The sequence below is a fragment of the Sporomusa sphaeroides DSM 2875 genome, from assembly GCF_001941975.2.
Taxonomy (GTDB): domain Bacteria; phylum Bacillota; class Negativicutes; order Sporomusales; family Sporomusaceae; genus Sporomusa; species Sporomusa sphaeroides.
This window is the reverse complement of record NZ_CP146991.1, coordinates 4,817,070-4,831,403: the sequence shown is the minus strand read 5'-3', so window position 1 is coordinate 4,831,403 and position 14,334 is coordinate 4,817,070. Positions and strand designations below refer to the sequence as shown.

Annotated in this window: 25 protein-coding genes; 18 read left to right on the top strand and 7 right to left on the bottom strand. The window is 42.1% G+C overall.

Annotated features, from left to right (window positions below; all coding sequences use genetic code 11):
- The first annotated feature begins 7 nt into the window (after window positions 1-7).
- From SPSPH_RS22365 to SPSPH_RS22340, 6 genes are all read left to right on the top strand, one after another.
- The gene (locus SPSPH_RS22365) at window positions 8-265 is read left to right on the top strand and encodes a hypothetical protein (RefSeq protein WP_075756379.1); all 258 of its coding nucleotides are present in this window, start codon (window positions 8-10) and stop codon (window positions 263-265) included.
- A 1-nt stretch (window position 266) separates the two neighbouring features.
- Window positions 267-389: a CD1375 family protein gene (locus SPSPH_RS22360; RefSeq protein WP_269147941.1), complete on the top strand. Its 123-nt coding sequence runs from the start codon at window positions 267-269 to the stop codon at window positions 387-389.
- A 37-nt stretch (window positions 390-426) separates the two neighbouring features.
- Window positions 427-873, top strand: coding sequence for a phage holin family protein (locus SPSPH_RS22355; protein ID WP_158027088.1), 447 nt, complete (start codon window positions 427-429; stop codon window positions 871-873).
- Window positions 873-1,451, top strand: a complete 579-nt coding sequence (locus SPSPH_RS22350; protein WP_075756378.1) for an N-acetylmuramoyl-L-alanine amidase family protein — start codon at window positions 873-875, stop codon at window positions 1,449-1,451. The genes SPSPH_RS22355 and SPSPH_RS22350 overlap by 1 nt, the downstream gene beginning before the upstream one ends.
- A gap of 83 nt (window positions 1,452-1,534) precedes the next feature.
- Complete coding sequence (locus SPSPH_RS22345) at window positions 1,535-1,963, top strand: hypothetical protein (protein WP_233139042.1); 429 nt, start codon at window positions 1,535-1,537, stop codon at window positions 1,961-1,963.
- Between the two features lie 329 nt (window positions 1,964-2,292).
- A complete protein-coding gene (locus tag SPSPH_RS22340; protein WP_075756377.1) occupies window positions 2,293-3,321 on the top strand; it encodes a S8 family peptidase in 1,029 nt (342 codons plus the stop codon).
- Between the two features lie 323 nt (window positions 3,322-3,644).
- On the opposite strand, the gene SPSPH_RS22335 is transcribed toward SPSPH_RS22340, so the two are convergent.
- From SPSPH_RS22335 to SPSPH_RS22320, 4 genes are all read right to left on the bottom strand, one after another.
- Window positions 3,645-3,839, bottom strand: coding sequence for a hypothetical protein (locus tag SPSPH_RS22335; protein ID WP_075756376.1), 195 nt, complete (start codon window positions 3,837-3,839; stop codon window positions 3,645-3,647).
- A 75-nt stretch (window positions 3,840-3,914) separates the two neighbouring features.
- Window positions 3,915-4,052: a hypothetical protein gene (locus tag SPSPH_RS22330; protein ID WP_158027087.1), complete on the bottom strand. Its 138-nt coding sequence runs from the start codon at window positions 4,050-4,052 to the stop codon at window positions 3,915-3,917.
- 172 nt (window positions 4,053-4,224) lie between these two features.
- Window positions 4,225-4,413 (bottom strand): hypothetical protein, encoded by a 189-nt coding sequence (locus SPSPH_RS22325; RefSeq protein WP_075756375.1) that lies wholly within the window; start codon window positions 4,411-4,413, stop codon window positions 4,225-4,227.
- A 31-nt stretch (window positions 4,414-4,444) separates the two neighbouring features.
- Window positions 4,445-4,645: a hypothetical protein gene (locus SPSPH_RS22320; RefSeq protein ID WP_075756374.1), complete on the bottom strand. Its 201-nt coding sequence runs from the start codon at window positions 4,643-4,645 to the stop codon at window positions 4,445-4,447.
- 139 nt (window positions 4,646-4,784) lie between these two features.
- Between SPSPH_RS22320 and SPSPH_RS22315 the strand changes: the two genes are divergently transcribed.
- Both SPSPH_RS22315 and SPSPH_RS22310 read left to right on the top strand, forming a co-directional pair.
- On the top strand, window positions 4,785-5,039 hold the full coding sequence (locus SPSPH_RS22315; protein ID WP_075756373.1) for a hypothetical protein: 255 nt from the start codon (window positions 4,785-4,787) through the stop codon (window positions 5,037-5,039).
- Window positions 5,040-5,063: 24 nt separating this feature from the next.
- A complete protein-coding gene (locus SPSPH_RS22310) occupies window positions 5,064-5,363 on the top strand; it encodes a hypothetical protein (protein WP_075756372.1) in 300 nt (99 codons plus the stop codon).
- On the opposite strand, the gene SPSPH_RS22305 is transcribed toward SPSPH_RS22310, so the two are convergent.
- Window positions 5,356-5,616, bottom strand: a complete 261-nt coding sequence (locus SPSPH_RS22305) for a hypothetical protein (RefSeq protein ID WP_075756371.1) — start codon at window positions 5,614-5,616, stop codon at window positions 5,356-5,358. The genes SPSPH_RS22310 and SPSPH_RS22305 overlap by 8 nt on opposite strands.
- Before the next feature lie 308 nt (window positions 5,617-5,924).
- Here SPSPH_RS22305 and SPSPH_RS22300 point away from each other — a divergent pair, with 308 nt between their 5' ends.
- The 4 genes from SPSPH_RS22300 (at window position 5,925) to SPSPH_RS22285 (ending at window position 7,973) form a co-directional block, all read left to right on the top strand.
- Complete coding sequence (locus tag SPSPH_RS22300) at window positions 5,925-6,383, top strand: hypothetical protein (protein WP_075756370.1); 459 nt, start codon at window positions 5,925-5,927, stop codon at window positions 6,381-6,383.
- Between the two features lie 2 nt (window positions 6,384-6,385).
- Window positions 6,386-6,751 carry a hypothetical protein gene (locus tag SPSPH_RS22295; protein WP_075756369.1) on the top strand — a complete coding sequence of 122 codons (366 nt, stop codon included), beginning with the start codon at window positions 6,386-6,388 and terminating at the stop codon, window positions 6,749-6,751.
- A gap of 93 nt (window positions 6,752-6,844) precedes the next feature.
- On the top strand, window positions 6,845-7,075 hold the full coding sequence (locus tag SPSPH_RS22290; RefSeq protein WP_075756368.1) for a hypothetical protein: 231 nt from the start codon (window positions 6,845-6,847) through the stop codon (window positions 7,073-7,075).
- Window positions 7,076-7,172: 97 nt separating this feature from the next.
- Window positions 7,173-7,973 (top strand): Ku protein, encoded by an 801-nt coding sequence (locus tag SPSPH_RS22285; protein WP_075756367.1) that lies wholly within the window; start codon window positions 7,173-7,175, stop codon window positions 7,971-7,973.
- A 221-nt stretch (window positions 7,974-8,194) separates the two neighbouring features.
- On the opposite strand, the gene SPSPH_RS22280 is transcribed toward SPSPH_RS22285, so the two are convergent.
- Complete coding sequence (locus tag SPSPH_RS22280; protein ID WP_075756365.1) at window positions 8,195-8,755, bottom strand: hypothetical protein; 561 nt, start codon at window positions 8,753-8,755, stop codon at window positions 8,195-8,197.
- An 80-nt stretch (window positions 8,756-8,835) separates the two neighbouring features.
- Between SPSPH_RS22280 and SPSPH_RS23640 the strand changes: the two genes are divergently transcribed.
- From SPSPH_RS23640 to SPSPH_RS22265, 4 genes are all read left to right on the top strand, one after another.
- Entirely contained in the window at window positions 8,836-9,042 is a 207-nt protein-coding gene (locus tag SPSPH_RS23640) for a helix-turn-helix transcriptional regulator (RefSeq protein WP_075756364.1), read from the top strand.
- Between the two features lie 97 nt (window positions 9,043-9,139).
- Entirely contained in the window at window positions 9,140-10,363 is a 1,224-nt protein-coding gene (locus SPSPH_RS22275) for an FtsK/SpoIIIE domain-containing protein (protein WP_075756363.1), read from the top strand.
- A gap of 273 nt (window positions 10,364-10,636) precedes the next feature.
- The gene (locus tag SPSPH_RS22270) at window positions 10,637-10,930 is read left to right on the top strand and encodes a hypothetical protein (RefSeq protein WP_075756362.1); all 294 of its coding nucleotides are present in this window, start codon (window positions 10,637-10,639) and stop codon (window positions 10,928-10,930) included.
- 314 nt (window positions 10,931-11,244) lie between these two features.
- Complete coding sequence (locus SPSPH_RS22265; protein ID WP_075756361.1) at window positions 11,245-11,448, top strand: helix-turn-helix transcriptional regulator; 204 nt, start codon at window positions 11,245-11,247, stop codon at window positions 11,446-11,448.
- Window positions 11,449-11,453: 5 nt separating this feature from the next.
- Here SPSPH_RS22265 and SPSPH_RS22260 read toward each other — a convergent pair whose 3' ends face one another.
- On the bottom strand, window positions 11,454-11,723 hold the full coding sequence (locus tag SPSPH_RS22260) for a helix-turn-helix domain-containing protein (protein WP_075756360.1): 270 nt from the start codon (window positions 11,721-11,723) through the stop codon (window positions 11,454-11,456).
- A gap of 267 nt (window positions 11,724-11,990) precedes the next feature.
- Between SPSPH_RS22260 and SPSPH_RS22255 the strand changes: the two genes are divergently transcribed.
- Both SPSPH_RS22255 and SPSPH_RS22250 read left to right on the top strand, forming a co-directional pair.
- Window positions 11,991-12,212 (top strand): hypothetical protein, encoded by a 222-nt coding sequence (locus SPSPH_RS22255; protein WP_075756359.1) that lies wholly within the window; start codon window positions 11,991-11,993, stop codon window positions 12,210-12,212.
- A gap of 455 nt (window positions 12,213-12,667) precedes the next feature.
- A complete protein-coding gene (locus tag SPSPH_RS22250) occupies window positions 12,668-14,182 on the top strand; it encodes a hypothetical protein (RefSeq protein WP_075756358.1) in 1,515 nt (504 codons plus the stop codon).
- The last annotated feature ends 152 nt before the right edge of the window (window positions 14,183-14,334 follow it).

Below are 14,334 nucleotides of genomic sequence, written 5' to 3'. Positions count from 1 at the left end.
GAATTAAATGGATATTGCATTAGTTCTGGATAGAATACGTCCTGGTGCTGCTTGGCGCATGTCAGACACATACGAGAATTTAAAAAATACCTGGGAAGATACAAAGCAGACTCTGCCAACACTAGCGGAAATAGAAGCGGCTTGGACAGAGATGCAGGCAGAAGCTGGTGCACCAGTAACTCCGCCTGTAGACCAGGACACGGCAGACATGTGGGAAGCAATCCTTGCATTGTCTGCAAAAATTGAAGTATTGGAGGGAAAGTAATATGTTGATTTCTTGGAAAATCACGGCCTACACCTATTTAGTCAAGGCTGGACGAATGGCACTTGAAACAGATGTGCCGGAAGAGTACAGGGAAGCGGTGGCAGAGAGACTGATTGCAGAGTAAGAGCCGAAAGGCTCTATTTTTGTTGGGGGTGGGGAATTTGATTAACGATGTATTTATTTGGCTCAAAACCTTTTACACGATCAGCGAGATAAAAATCCTAGCGGCGGGCTCTGTTTTAGGAGCCTGCTTTTCCTTTGCTATCGGCGGCGTTGATAATCAAGTATGGGCATTGCTTGGTTTTGCCCTAGCCGACTATATAACCGGATGGGCGGCGGCCAGCAGGCGGGACGAAATTAGCTCGCGTAAGGGCTATAAGGGTATGCAAAAAAAGATAGCCATGTTTGCCGCTGTTGCTGTAGCATATTGGGCAGACGTGGCTATGGGGACAAATACACTGCGCTCCATGGCGTTGTTCGGTTTTGCGATAGTTGAGGTAACAAGTCTGTTGGAAAACATAGACCGGCTGGGATATGGTCACTACATACCCGTTTTTTTGCGGAATAAACTGATCCAGATTAGAGAGGAAAAGGGGGTAAAACTGTAATGGCTAAAAGCGTAATTGACCCCGGCCACGCCGGCGGGAGAACTGACCCAGGGGCATGCAACCCCATAACCGGTTTGCAGGAAGCGGATGTAAATTTAGCGGTATCCAAATTAGTAACGCACTATTTAGATGCGGCAGGGTGCCTGGTCCGAATGACCAGAACCGAGAGGGAACAGCCGGAAACCGATAGCCTGCAATTCCGCTGTGATGTTGCAAATGCCTGGGGAGCCGATTTATTTGTCAGTTTGCATTGTAATTCTGCGACTAATCCGGCGGCCAAAGGTTTTGAAATCTACACAACTAAAGGCAACACTGGCGCTGATCGGCTTGCAACTTGCATTACTAATCAGGTGGCAGTCACATTTCCGGACTTGCCAATTCGTGCCGACTGGTCTGACGGTGACGTTGATAAAGAGGAAAATTTTTATGTGCTTAGGTACACTAATGCGCCGGCAGTGCTTGTCGAAATGGCTTTTATCAGCAATCCGGAAGAAGCCGCACTGCTGGCAAATCCGACCTGGCGGGATAGGATGGCAAGAGCCATAGCCCGTGGCGTAACTGATTATCTTAGTCAATAAAAATAGCGCCGTGGAGGCGGCGCTTATTGGGAGAGGAGTGGGATACATGTTTAGTTTAACCAAGATAAAGGAGATGATTCTCAGTGATAAAAAGACTATTGCTATCGGTACTGGTTGCCTGCTTGCTGGCCTCGCTGCCTGGTACCTGTTCGGCTCAGTACAGCATGACAGATCAGGAGTTGACCAGGTTGGAGCAGATATTTCAGCAGCTCAGCGAGAACAACGGGCGGCTGCTGAGCGACTTGGAGCAATCGAAAACGGACTTGACGCAAGCGCGGCTGAAGCTGGAAGAATATCAGGCGGACTTGGCGGCGTTGCAGAATCAATTGCTGGTGCTGAAAGCCGAATCGACAGTAGCCAAGGAAAACTTATTGACAGCGCAGGGCTTATTGCAGAAGGCCAACGAATCCTTGCAGGCATACGAGCAAGAGGTCAAGTCGGAACGGAATAGGCTCACTTGGCAGCGGAATTTATTTGCCGGGGCCGCGCTGTATTTTGCTTTGCGGAAATGATATAATATAACCAACAGAGCCCACCACGCCTCTAAGCTATGCGGACCAGGGTGGGACATTTTATTGCCGTCCGGGGAGACCTGGGCGGCTTTTTTTGTTTTGGAAATAAGTAGCAGCAATTATCTTTATTATTATTTTTCTGAGATTTTTAACGATATAAAGTATAAATAGACAAGAAAATGTTAATTATATTTAAAAACATGCAGGAATTTCCAGTGCCAGTGTAGAATTTGACTTGGCAAAAACATTTTGACAAGTCAAAAACGGCTGGACATGCTATTGATCGCCTTATAAATATGTAAAGGCTGTCCATTATGGAGGTCCTGACATTGGATTACATAGTTAGCTTGCATGACAGGTTAACAAAATCTTGCCGCAAGGCTCTTGATAAAATCGGTGCTTTAATAACATATGAATCGAAGTATGTGCCAGTTATTGGAATAAAAACGGATACCCCTTGGGATGGCGATAATTATGATTTTATCCGAGAGATTAGGGTACCTTATGAAGGAGTATTTGAAAACTTAACAACATCTTCAATAACCTTCCAACCTACGATATCTGAAAAACTGTTAACGAACAACAATCTAATTGGATGGGGGTCTAAAATAGCATTTTTAGATTCTGGAGCAAACGATATAAATAAAAGTATTGCTGATCACATCGATTTAACTGGTACAGGTATAATTGATACTAAAGGACACGGAACAGTTGTCGCAAAAATCATTAAGAACTTTGCAAAAGGGTCATTGTTATATTCAGTTAAGATTGGGAAAGATCGTCCTGACGAAATTAATATGATGAAGGGTATTGAATGGGCTATAGAAAATGAAGTTAATGTAGTTAATATATCTTCATCTATATATCGTGATCCTCGATGTAAAAGCGAATGTGATTTATGTCAATTAATTAATGTGGCTAGTGACTTTGGAATAGCAATCGTAGTTGCCGCAGGCAATAGAAATTCTGTTACATATAATATTCAATGTCCTGGTATTGCCACAAAAAGCATTACTGTTGGAGCAATTGACCAATTCAAGAGAGTGGCTGAGTTTTCTTGTATAGATAGCGTTAATGGCTCTAAGCCCGATATTGTGGCACCGGGATATTGCGTTGCTAATGGCAGCCTGATTACTGGAACATCATTGGCTGCTCCAATAGTTGCTGGAGTGATTGGAGCAATTCGGACGTCTGACAGGCATATTAATGATACAGTGCAATATATATATAGTACAGCAGACGACACAGGGTATCCTCGATATTACCAAGGCAATGGCGCCTTAAATATAGATAAACTTGTTGGGGTGGTGAAAGATGAAAAGGTTAATTGTAAAGTTGAAGGACAGGAAATTGGTTAGCAGATTAGAAGAGTATTGCGACATCATTTACGTTTCTAAATTCATCAATACTGTAGGTATTGAAATTAGGCCAGACTTAATTTCGCGTTTAAATCATGATGATAATGTGATTAGTTTTAGAGAAAGTGAGGAAGGAAATTATCAACCAACAGCAAGTTGTGTATAATGTCAATATTTTTAAAATAACCACTTTGGGAGTAGCTGTTGTTATTCCATAAAGGGGTTATTTTTTATATTTAGCCGCACCCTCCAGGTTCGTTTAAAGCCCACTCTCAGCCAATGGCCGGGGGTGGGCTTTTTATTTTTGGGCAGAAAAATACCGCCTATTCGGCGGTCAAATCGGCTGCATGTCGTTCCAGGTCTTCCCTGGCTTGCTGCAAGGCCCCAATACGCAGGTAATCCTCAATTGTCCAAATGGTATTCCTGCCTCGACGTGCATTCCATGCCGTCATATTGTCGGCAGCCTTTTGCAGTAGTTCGGCGTCATCGTTACTAAGGGTAATCGTTACTTTAAGCATAATATTTATTCACTCCTTTCTATTAGGTTCCCGCGACTCCCCGGAGGGAGTTTTGGCCTGTACCAAAGGCCATCATCAGGCGGGGTAGGGGATAGCATCGAGCCATTGCCAGTAGATTTTAGATTCTTCCGGCGTTGCCGGTCTTTCCTCGGATTCAAGCCGATAATCTGCTGCCATATTGGCCATGCTGCCGTCGCTAAAAACGATTACCATATTGTACTCCTTTCCGGGCGTTAGCCCTGGCACTCTTCTTCCCAATCTAATTGCATTTGTCTGGCTTCCTCTGGGGTGCATTCGCAAATTCTTATAAATGTTTCTCTGTCAACCCATTCACCGTCTAATAAATAAAGTTCCAATTTATTCACTCCTTTCCGCATGACCCCGGCTAAGCCGGGTTAATTTGTCTTTGATTAAACCACTCTAATTCAACGTGGCTTATTTCGCCAGTTGATACTTCCTGAACTATATGATTGCAAAACTGGTCAAACAAGTCGCTGTCTTGTCCAAGATACTGAAACAGTCGGGGATTTGGAGTTATCTTACTAGACATGTAAAACTTTTGACCTATATCCATTCTTATTACCTCCCACGCGCGTGCTGGCCGCTTAGTTTGCAAGAATATTTGCGCTGTTGTATCCGGCTATCCAGCTTTTGATAATTGGAAGCCCTTCGCCAACCTTATTGCCCTGAAGCAGTCCTAACAGGTCTTTATCCAGCGCGGGAATTGCTTTCTTGCCATTGCCGAATGCTATTAATCCAAGGTTGAAAGCCTGACATTCTTTGGATTGTTGTTCTACCTTTGTCATCCTTACCGCCTCCGTTTGTTTATCTTTAATTAAATTATAATCGAAGTTAATAATAAAGTCAATACAAATTTAAATAACTTTAATAAAAATATTTACAAAGTTAATGATGTTTGATACACTAATGCCAGGAGGGATGCAAATGCCTAAAATGGATGCAGTACCAGAGTATGAAGCGCAGGAAATTGAGCGAGAAATAAAAAAAGAACTGGCAGGAGCCGGTTCGAATGTTTCTGATGCCGTAAGACGAATAAATGAAATGTTTGGTACTAATGATACCCCGCAAACAGTAACCAGACAACTAAAGCAAGGGATTTTGCCGCATTGGAAGCTTAGACGTATCGCGGCCGCGTTGGACTATGAATTAGTTTGGAAAAAGAAAGAACCCCAGCAGTAGCCGGGGAGAAGGAGGGATAACAACATGCAAGGCATATCTGATTTGGCGTTAGAAATCAATCCACAATGCGGACGGTTTAGCGGTGAACAGATTGACCGCCTTATTGCGGCTTTCCGGCGTGCAGGCGGTAGTGACGAAAATATAAAAGAAGTTATTATCAGATATCACACTGAGTATATGCCATTCGGACCAGAAGAATTTTGCCGGTCCATCGAAGCCCTGTTTCCTAACGAGTCATGGCGTGATGGGATTGCTACTTTAATGGGATGCGCTACTAGCCGCATTCTCAGGGGCGGATTACATACAAAAAAACCGCCTATTTGACGGCAGTTTTTGCGGCGTAATATTCAACGCCGCTCTTTTTATTTTGCTCGATGTGTTTTTCACAGCGAACATTATCAGGAGCGGCGGGAGCACCACACCTTACGCATAGGCCGTTTGCCTTGCGGTAATCATATCGCTTTTTCTGCTGCAAACGGTGATATTCGGTCTGGTGATCTTTACAGGCGCGGCAGTATTTCCATTTTAACTTTATTCCACATATCGCACAAGTTGAATATGTAATATTATCGTGCATAAAAAACACTCCTTTATTGATTGACAAAATTTACATTTAATAGTAATATTATATCATACATTGGATGTATTGAAACTATTATTTACTGCTAGTTCGAAAACATTAATGATTACATCTTTGGTGTTTTCAAGGCAACCCTATACACAAGGTGTAATCAAAGTAGACCGTTGGTTCAGCGGTCTACTTTGTCTATTATCGCTTGCCATGTTTTTAATAAAATTTTCATCAAAGTTAATTAAAATCTTATTGACTTTATTATTAACTTCGATTATAATTTAATTAAAGATAAACAAACGGAGGCGGTAAGGATGTTAAAAGACGGAATCTTAAAAAACGGTATGGTTGAGTATAACGGCAAGCAATACACCATAGAAGAATCCTTCAATATCGTTGACCGGATTACTGGCAAAACCTTTGAGGCGAAAGAACAAATCAATCAAGCTGGTTTCAAGTGGGATAGTCAATTTAAGGTATGGATTAACCCTGAAAAGTACGAATGGCTCAAAAAAAATTGCCTAATATTAAACAGCGATTGGGTGCTAATCGTAAGCGGCGAAGCCAAGGAAATTGTCGAAGGAATCATCAATATTGATAGAAACAGAAACGAATCCCGCATTAGTCGATTTGAACTCGACGGGGACAAATACGAGGTATGGCAACATATCGAAAAGGGAAACCAGTATTACTTCGCAATTTACAAAAATGGGGAAGTTATAAATAAGAGCATTCGGTTTTTCGAAAAAATGTTAGCTAAATTGGAGGGGTGAAAATGGTTAACTGGAAAAAAATAATTGAAGACAATCGGGAAGAAATAGAAGCGGCCCTAATACGCCAATGGGTAAACTCCCTCGATGAAACACCAGGGGATGACTTGCGGCAGCATGCAGTAGAACTTCGCCAAGACGGAACTGTCCTTGAGTACATAACTGAAGCGCACCATACAAGCGTTGATATCCTGAACGGTAAGTCAATTTTAGTATATCAATTTCCTGGCGCGCGGAGAGAAGGTTACATTGATGAACACTATGACGGTGATACTCAAGCATGGATAATTGACATGCAAGAATTCCACCCATTAGATACGGATACGATTATTGACGATATAATTACAGAAGTTGCCGATAGGGCAAAGTAGTTTTCTTGGCCGCTCAACCGGGCGGCTTTTCCTTTTATTCCCACTTGCCAACTACAAACATATGTTCTATTATAAAACCAGGGGTGATAAGACATGGCTATAACATATGTAACGATCACAGCCAAACACGACCTAAACGGCAACATTAAGCCGCTAATCATGCATTGGGCAGATGGCAGGGACTTTGAAGTTGACAAATTGCTGGACGTTAGAACGTCTGCCACTGTCGGTAATGGCCTGGGCAAACGGTATATATGCCAGATATGCAATAAGCAGGTTAACTTGTTTTGCGACAGTAGCGGTAAATGGTATATAAAACATTAATTTCCACCTGACCGGGATAACCCAATATGATATAATTATAACTAAAATAGCTGCCAGCAACGGCAGCTTTATTTCTATATCTAGATTGGGTGAGACTATGCGCCCCATATGGAAAGGTATGCTTAGTTTCGGGCTTGTTAATGTTCCGGTGGCTTTATACCCGGCCACCAAAAAGAAAACTATCAGCTTTAATCAACTGCGCAAAAGTGACTATAGCCGAATCAGTTATAAAAAGGTCGGTTCTGACGGTGCCGAAGTCCGTCAAGACGAAATAGTTAAAGGCTATCAAATCTCCCCTGACCGCTATGTTGTAATTGCCAAACAAGAGCTAGATGCCATTGCACCCCAGGCCAGCAGGGTAATCTCCATAGAGGACTTTGTTAAATTGGATCAGATCGACCCGCGCCACTATGACGCGTCTTACTATTTAGTGCCGGAGACCGGCGCCCAAAAAGCTTATGCGCTATTGCTGCAGGCTATGGGCGAGGCTAATGTAGTCGGTATTGCAAAATTCGTTTTGCGGAGCAAGGAATACCTGGCAGCGATCCGGCCGGCTGAAGGAGCGCTGACGCTTTCAACTATGCTTTTTGTCGACGAGATTGTACCGGTAGCAGCGCTAGAAACGTATCTGCCTGGAAGTATTAAGCTGTCAGACAAAGAACTTAATATGGCCCGGCAATTAATTACATCGCTAATAACTGACTTTGAACCCGGTAAATATGAAAACGAGTATCATAAAGCCGTTATGAACCTGATTGATAGTAAAGCCAAAACCGTAATTGGGACAAAACAAGCTGAGCCGCCTGGCAAGGTTATCGATATTATGGCCGCGCTGGAAGCGAGTATTGCGGCAATCAAGGCGCAGGAGAAGCCGAAACGGAAAAAGAAGACAGGATAGTAATAAGCCCCGGCACATGCCGGGGCTTAGCTTATTTAATGATCATAGTTCCTGGGTTCGCATGTTGCTTAATTTCTTCTAATATAATACTACGAACCTGTATGTATTTTTGAGCGACTTCGGCAGCCATCTGTTCAGGAGAAGTGCTGGCGAAACTTGCACGGCTAAGCACCAGCATAACAATATCGTGGATATTTACGTCAGAGTGGATTTGGGGCATTTTACTGTGCTCTCGCTATAATTTGAAAAAAGGGAGCTCCCTTCTCTGTATATTGGGACATATAATAGATACCATTTTTTATGACAGGGTTATCATTTAACAGCTTTCCGCGAATCTCAAGAACATTATCATTGGATACTCCTGGAGCAGTGGCGCTTATAACCGCGGTCGCCCAGGCCTGCATTGTATTGCTTTCGAATTTCTTACCACTTTCCCCCTGAACTGTAAAGGTCACTGTTGTTAGTTTCTTATCTGCTGGATTGTAATTCAATATAAGATGAGAACCTTTTCCGTCCGGAATGTCATACATTACCACACCGTCACGCACTGGTTTTTCTGTACCTAGTACTGATTTATCACTAAGGCGTTGTTTAATTTCCTTGTTATATATTTCAATAAATTGAGATGTAGTAGCCTTCATGGTAGTAATTGACTGGTGTTGGTTTTGTGGTGGAGGAGAAGCAGCAGGTTTGTTCTCAGGTTTATTGCTGCTACCGCACCCTAGGGTAATAATCGCGAGCAATACGAGCATTAGCATACTAATTTTTATCCGTGTTCGCATATTTTGTGCCTCCTTAAAAGGTTTTTGTTGATATACACAGAATACCATAAATAACAATATATTCCTAGAGGGATAAATATATGCTTAAAAACAAACTAAAAACATGGCGACATAAGTACGAAATGAATCAAATCGAATTTGCCTCCTTTCTAGGTGTCAACCAAAGCCATTACAACAGGTGGGAGAATCAAAAATTACAACCTACTTTGGAAATGGCATTGCGAATTAGCGAGAAATTAAAATGCACAGTCAACGACCTTTTTTATATCACTTCTGAAGAGGAGTGATATTTTTTATTTAATTATATTCATGGACTTGCAATTTTTATTCCTAATCAGAATATTGTTATAGCATAAAGCAAAGCGAATATACGGAGGTGATACAGTGGATATACTCACCGAGATTAAAAACGATGTACGGTCAATCTTATTACCGATGTTCGGCCAAGAAATTCCGCTGGCCGTCATCGAAACGCTGGAAGCCCTTTGGACTGACACGCGCAGACCACAAATCCATGTCAAAAATAAAACAGCGACCGGCTACACATTTACAATAGCTCTGCCGGCCGGAATATCATTTAAGGATTTTTACAGCAAAATTGATTATTTCAAGGACGCAACCGGCGGGGATAAGGTCAATGCAGAAATCCGACAGTCGGGGAAAATGGCTATCTTAAAAATCAGTAATAACTTATTGGAAAATTACTTTGATTACCCGGCAGACTATCCGCGTGCCGGCGTACTGCCAGTACCATTAGGTTATAGTACAGCAGGATTGCAAGTAATCGATTTAGCAAAACTTCCTCATATGCTCATTGGTGGGACTACGGGGGCGGGGAAGTCAAACGCGGTGCATGTAATTATTAATTCGTTATTGTCGTTGCCAGAGCCGCCTATTGTCGTCATGCTTGACTTAAAAATGAGCGAATATAACTACCTTGAAAACAGAATACTGCTGGTTACGGAAATAGAAACAGCCTGCCAGGCGCTTAACCGATTAGTACAGGAAATGCGCCGTCGGCAACTATTATTAAAAGAGTCGCGGTTTGTTAACGTCCAGAAGTATAATGCCAAAACGAAAGCAAAAATCCCATACATAGTGCTGATTATTGATGAACTTGCCGAACTTAAAGACAAGGACGCGCAGGAAGATTTAGAAACATTACTCAGATTGTGTCGGGCCGCCGGCATATGCATTGTAGCTGCCACTCAGCGGCCGTCCAGTAAGATTTTTACCAGCAAGAGTTTCGGAGATGCCAAAGCCAACTTCACCGGTCGATTGTGTTTTCAGACCATATCCGGTGTCGACAGCAGGATCATACTGGATTCATCCGAGGGCGCAAATTTACCGGCAATTCCTGGCCGGGCGTACTGGCGACTGGGGCGGGAACTTACGGAGATTCAAACACCGTACTTAGATCCGGAGGAGGTTATGTGTGTTGATCAATTTCAGGCGTCAATGTTACCAAAGGGATTCACGACTGCAGGAGATACTTTCGGAATGGGGCGTACTGGATACGGAGCAGCTACAGATATTGCTGTACCCGTCAACCCGGGTAGCACAGCGAAGGCTGGCCGCGCTCGCCGATCAGGGCGTGATAAACCGTAGTACACAGACGGCGCCGTATTTTTATTACCTGAAAGAGTGCCGGGAGCCGTTAAAACGGATCGGCGTTAATTGGTGCCGGCTGTGGTTGGATAATCGGCGTAAATCATGGGAACGTACAATTATGGATTATGCGGCAGGTATTTATACGGTGGTTAATACAGTTACTGGTACCAGTAGAGAATACAGGATAACGGACAGGGTGTTTAAACTGCCAGGCGACCACGTAATTACCATTACTGATGAATTAATAAATAACATCAGGGAGGAATTAAGATGTGCAAAATAGTGTTTCTGGTGCTGTTGGTAATTCCCAAGGTGTGTTCAGCTGCTGGGCTTAGAGATTTAATCGTCGGTGCCAGCCCGGATGCAAAAACATATCTATATGGGGTTGTGGCGATATTTGCGGTCGGTATTGTGGGGCTTGCCGGCAGCATGATATTGTCCGCGTTCGGAAACGGGAAAGTTGCCCGGCTGGTTACGAATGGCAGTTACCTTGCTGCTGTCGGGATATTTATCTCATTAGCAATGATGTTATTTAAACAATTTTGCGAGATGGTTGCAGGCTAGTCCGCACGCGTTAGATATAACGCCGTAGCCCTGTTTTCGGGGGATTGGACAGTGTGATTGCTGGATTTAAAGCTTGTCTTTGTACGTGGGCGCGAATATCGAGCGTACAGGCAAACAAATAATTAACGAATAAAAAAATAGCCGTTGTCGGCTATTTTTATTACACATGCAGTTTTTGTATTATTTTAGAAGAATTTGCGATATTTTACAGGCAGGATTTTTCATTTTCCCCAAGAATTAATTATATTTTTATCTAGGAAATTTTTAATTTTATGTTAACATTGATATGGTAACCATATCGCTCTTGGCATTGCATGGAGCGCAACTATATCAAAGAATACAGAAAAAAACGAGGCATAAAAACCCAGGCAGCTCTGGCTCGTTTAGCAGGCGTACCAGAGTCTACGCTGGGCGAAATTGAACGGCATAAAATGTTAGGTAACAAAGAAACATTGCAAAAAATTGCAGCAGCATTACAGGTAGCGATCGAGGAGTTGTATGTACCGCCGAAGCAGTGATATGGTTACTTGAGATTGTATTTTTTTATAAGATAATTCTCGAATTCCTTTAGTTCAGCGGTAGCCTCTGGTGTAAACTTAGGCCGCCTGGTTGGCTCAAAAAAATCAAACAAGGTAATGCCAAGACCTTTGCAAATCGTTTCAATAGTGCTGACTTTTACAGATTTGTTTCTACCGGAAGTGATGTTGTTAATTGTAGATTGTGTTAAAAGTGATGACAAGGCCAGTTCATTAAGCGATATATTCCGCTCAGCGCATAATTGCAAAATTCGCATCTTGATATCCATGCATTTAATATAAAGCTATTTCAATTTAATATAAAACTCAATTGAGTTATTTGTAAGGAGGTATTTTATGATATATATTGATACTTCGTAAACAGAAAAATCCAGTCCCGGCCAGGGGACTGGATTACAAGTTTATAAGAGTGTTTTCGACAAAAAATGCGAAAACGCTACTTAAAATTACATGATAATCATATATAAAATATCATGACTTTGCAAGCAATAGATATAAAAATTATTAGCATGAGGAGTGGCGTGATGAATAGCAATTCAAATACAAATGTTATAGTTGAGGGAATAAATTATTGCTTTTCCCGTCGTGTAGATAGTCAGTCTTTAAAGATTGCTCATGACTTACTTAAAAGTATGAACTTATCAGAGTCAGATATTAATACTGTGATATTTATGTTTGCAGCTACGTGCGCAAAGCATTATAAGCATGGATATTTGGAAGCACGTGACACCACAAAACAGCTTTGACATGCATAGCTTTTGGTGTGCAATCGGTGTGCAGAAGTGTGCAATTTGTGACCGTTTTTAGTATCTGGGCGCCATTTGTAGAATTTAACAAACATAGATTATTCGCGGCTCTTGGGAATGATGACACGTTCAGGAATCGCATTCCCAAGCCGTGGGTCGCGAGTTCGAATCTCGTTGCCCGCTCCAGTAAAATCAGGCCTTCCAGGCATCTGCTTGGAGGGCTTTTTTGTGCTTGCGGGACAATCAGCGGGACAAAAGACGAAATAATACGCTGTAGACAATGGGATAGTGTATGAATTTTAGTTAGAAGCTACTGATTTATAAATTTAGTGAAAGCTATTTTAAAAAATGTCGATGGCTTTTTCGGTAATCGAATTATAATCGTAGAATGCTGACAAAAAATGTGAGTTAAGCGGTAAAATGAAAGAACAAATCTAACAGGAGGATTTTAAAATATGGTCTACAACATTATTGATATCGAACGTCTTATCCAAGATAAGAGTCTAACCCTACTAAAATCATCTGAAGGAGAAATCTACGTAGCTAATGGGCAAAAAGTCTACCCACCTAATGACCAATCCATTGAGGATATGCTCTACTGGGAGCACAAAAACCAACTTGGCAAGATGCCCAAGAGACAGCAGCTTAAGGACTATATCCATCATATTGAGGTATTAGCTAGGCAGAATACCAGTGAGCGTCGGTTACACTTAAGAGTTGCAAAAGAAGACCAAGACTTCTATTATGACCTTGGCGAGTCTGCCGTAAAAGTTGGAAGAGATAGCTGGGAGGTAATCAGCAGCCCGCCAGTTTATTTTAAATGTCACAAAAATAAGAGAGAACAAATAGCTCCGCAGCGAAATGATGGTGTGAAGCTGAAAGATGTATTAGAGTTTATTAACTTGATGAATGATAAGGATAAAATACTGTTTATGGTATACTTAGTCACCTGTTTTGTACCGGATATAGCGCACCCTATCCCTAATTTTTATGGTGAAAAAGGGGCAGCAAAAAGCACAGCACTAAGGCTATTGCGAAAACTGGTTGACCCGGCGAAGCACGAACTTATGGTGTTGCCGCGAAGTCAGAATGAACTGGCTCAATTAATAGCGCACAATTATATGCCTGCATTCGATAACCTTAGTACGTTATCCCCTAGTGTGTCAGATTTGCTATGTTGCGCTGTAACAGGCGGGGCGGTACATAAACGGAAGCTATATACTGACACGGAGGATATCATCATTTCGGTTAAGTCGTGTATTACCCTTAACGGCGTTAATCTAGCGGCTAGGCGGTCAGACTTACTGGACAGGATGTTGCTGTTTGAAGTAATGCGGATAGGAGAAGAACAACGCCAGACAGAGGAAACTTTCTGGAAATCTTTTAAAGAAAAGCAGCCTTTCATATTAGGCGCTATATTTGATGTGTTAGTGGAAGCCAAATGTTTGATGACAACTGACCTTCAAATAGAAAAACTGCCTCGAATGGCTGATTTTGCTAAATGGGGTTATGCTATCGCAGAGGCGGCAGGTATTGGCGGTAAAACCTTTCTAGACGCATATAGCAGCAATATCTCTATGGTAAATGATGAAGTTGTAGCTAGCGACCCAGTTGCTGACGCTATTGTTAGACTTGTTGAACAGGAGGGTAGCTGGAACGGCTATACTACGGAGTTATTAACTAAACTTAGGGAACAAAACCCTACTTATAGTTTTCCTAAGATGCCGAATGCAGTGTCAAGGCATATTAGAGAAATAACCAGCAATCTTCGCGCCAAGAATGTCGAATGTACATTTGGCACCAATACAAATAAGAACAAAACTGTCATAGAATTAAAACGCATTAACACTAGCGATGTTATCACCGCTATCCCCGGAGAAGCACAATCTGAGGGTGGGCAGATTGTTGAAGATAGTCGTACAACCAAGGATACCGGCGATGCCGGGGATGAATCACCCGATGCTGCGTAATTTTTGGGCCTAGTGTAAACTGGGCCCTAATTTGTTTATAAAAATATATATCAGCATTAGACTGACATAATAAAGTTTACAAAATAGGCAAAGAAAATATGAAAATGTAATTGCTGGTGTATGAAAGATTGCGTTTTGGTCTCGGATAATGT

Excerpts from the sequence above, each read along its gene's own strand:
- SPSPH_RS22305 (WP_075756371.1), bottom strand. The coding sequence starts at position 5,616 with ATGCACGATAATATTACATATTCAACTTGTGCGATATGTGGAATAAAG.
- SPSPH_RS22295 (WP_075756369.1), top strand. The coding sequence starts at position 6,386 with ATGGTTAACTGGAAAAAAATAATTGAAGACAATCGGGAAGAAATAGAA.
- SPSPH_RS22315 (WP_075756373.1), top strand. The coding sequence starts at position 4,785 with ATGCCTAAAATGGATGCAGTACCAGAGTATGAAGCGCAGGAAATTGAG.
- SPSPH_RS23640 (WP_075756364.1), top strand. The coding sequence starts at position 8,836 with ATGCTTAAAAACAAACTAAAAACATGGCGACATAAGTACGAAATGAAT.
- SPSPH_RS22325 (WP_075756375.1), bottom strand. The coding sequence starts at position 4,413 with ATGGATATAGGTCAAAAGTTTTACATGTCTAGTAAGATAACTCCAAAT.
- SPSPH_RS22300 (WP_075756370.1), top strand. The coding sequence starts at position 5,925 with ATGTTAAAAGACGGAATCTTAAAAAACGGTATGGTTGAGTATAACGGC.
- SPSPH_RS22285 (WP_075756367.1), top strand. The coding sequence starts at position 7,173 with ATGCGCCCCATATGGAAAGGTATGCTTAGTTTCGGGCTTGTTAATGTT.
- SPSPH_RS22360 (WP_269147941.1), top strand. The coding sequence starts at position 267 with ATGTTGATTTCTTGGAAAATCACGGCCTACACCTATTTAGTCAAGGCT.
- SPSPH_RS22310 (WP_075756372.1), top strand. The coding sequence starts at position 5,064 with ATGCAAGGCATATCTGATTTGGCGTTAGAAATCAATCCACAATGCGGA.
- SPSPH_RS22365 (WP_075756379.1), top strand. The coding sequence starts at position 8 with ATGGATATTGCATTAGTTCTGGATAGAATACGTCCTGGTGCTGCTTGG.
- SPSPH_RS22265 (WP_075756361.1), top strand. The coding sequence starts at position 11,245 with ATGGAGCGCAACTATATCAAAGAATACAGAAAAAAACGAGGCATAAAA.
- SPSPH_RS22330 (WP_158027087.1), bottom strand. The coding sequence starts at position 4,052 with ATGGTAATCGTTTTTAGCGACGGCAGCATGGCCAATATGGCAGCAGAT.
- SPSPH_RS22290 (WP_075756368.1), top strand. The coding sequence starts at position 6,845 with ATGGCTATAACATATGTAACGATCACAGCCAAACACGACCTAAACGGC.
- SPSPH_RS22335 (WP_075756376.1), bottom strand. The coding sequence starts at position 3,839 with ATGCTTAAAGTAACGATTACCCTTAGTAACGATGACGCCGAACTACTG.
- SPSPH_RS22250 (WP_075756358.1), top strand. The coding sequence starts at position 12,668 with ATGGTCTACAACATTATTGATATCGAACGTCTTATCCAAGATAAGAGT.
- SPSPH_RS22320 (WP_075756374.1), bottom strand. The coding sequence starts at position 4,645 with ATGACAAAGGTAGAACAACAATCCAAAGAATGTCAGGCTTTCAACCTT.
- SPSPH_RS22260 (WP_075756360.1), bottom strand. The coding sequence starts at position 11,723 with ATGCGAATTTTGCAATTATGCGCTGAGCGGAATATATCGCTTAATGAA.
- SPSPH_RS22350 (WP_075756378.1), top strand. The coding sequence starts at position 873 with ATGGCTAAAAGCGTAATTGACCCCGGCCACGCCGGCGGGAGAACTGAC.
- SPSPH_RS22270 (WP_075756362.1), top strand. The coding sequence starts at position 10,637 with ATGTGCAAAATAGTGTTTCTGGTGCTGTTGGTAATTCCCAAGGTGTGT.
- SPSPH_RS22280 (WP_075756365.1), bottom strand. The coding sequence starts at position 8,755 with ATGCGAACACGGATAAAAATTAGTATGCTAATGCTCGTATTGCTCGCG.
- SPSPH_RS22255 (WP_075756359.1), top strand. The coding sequence starts at position 11,991 with ATGAATAGCAATTCAAATACAAATGTTATAGTTGAGGGAATAAATTAT.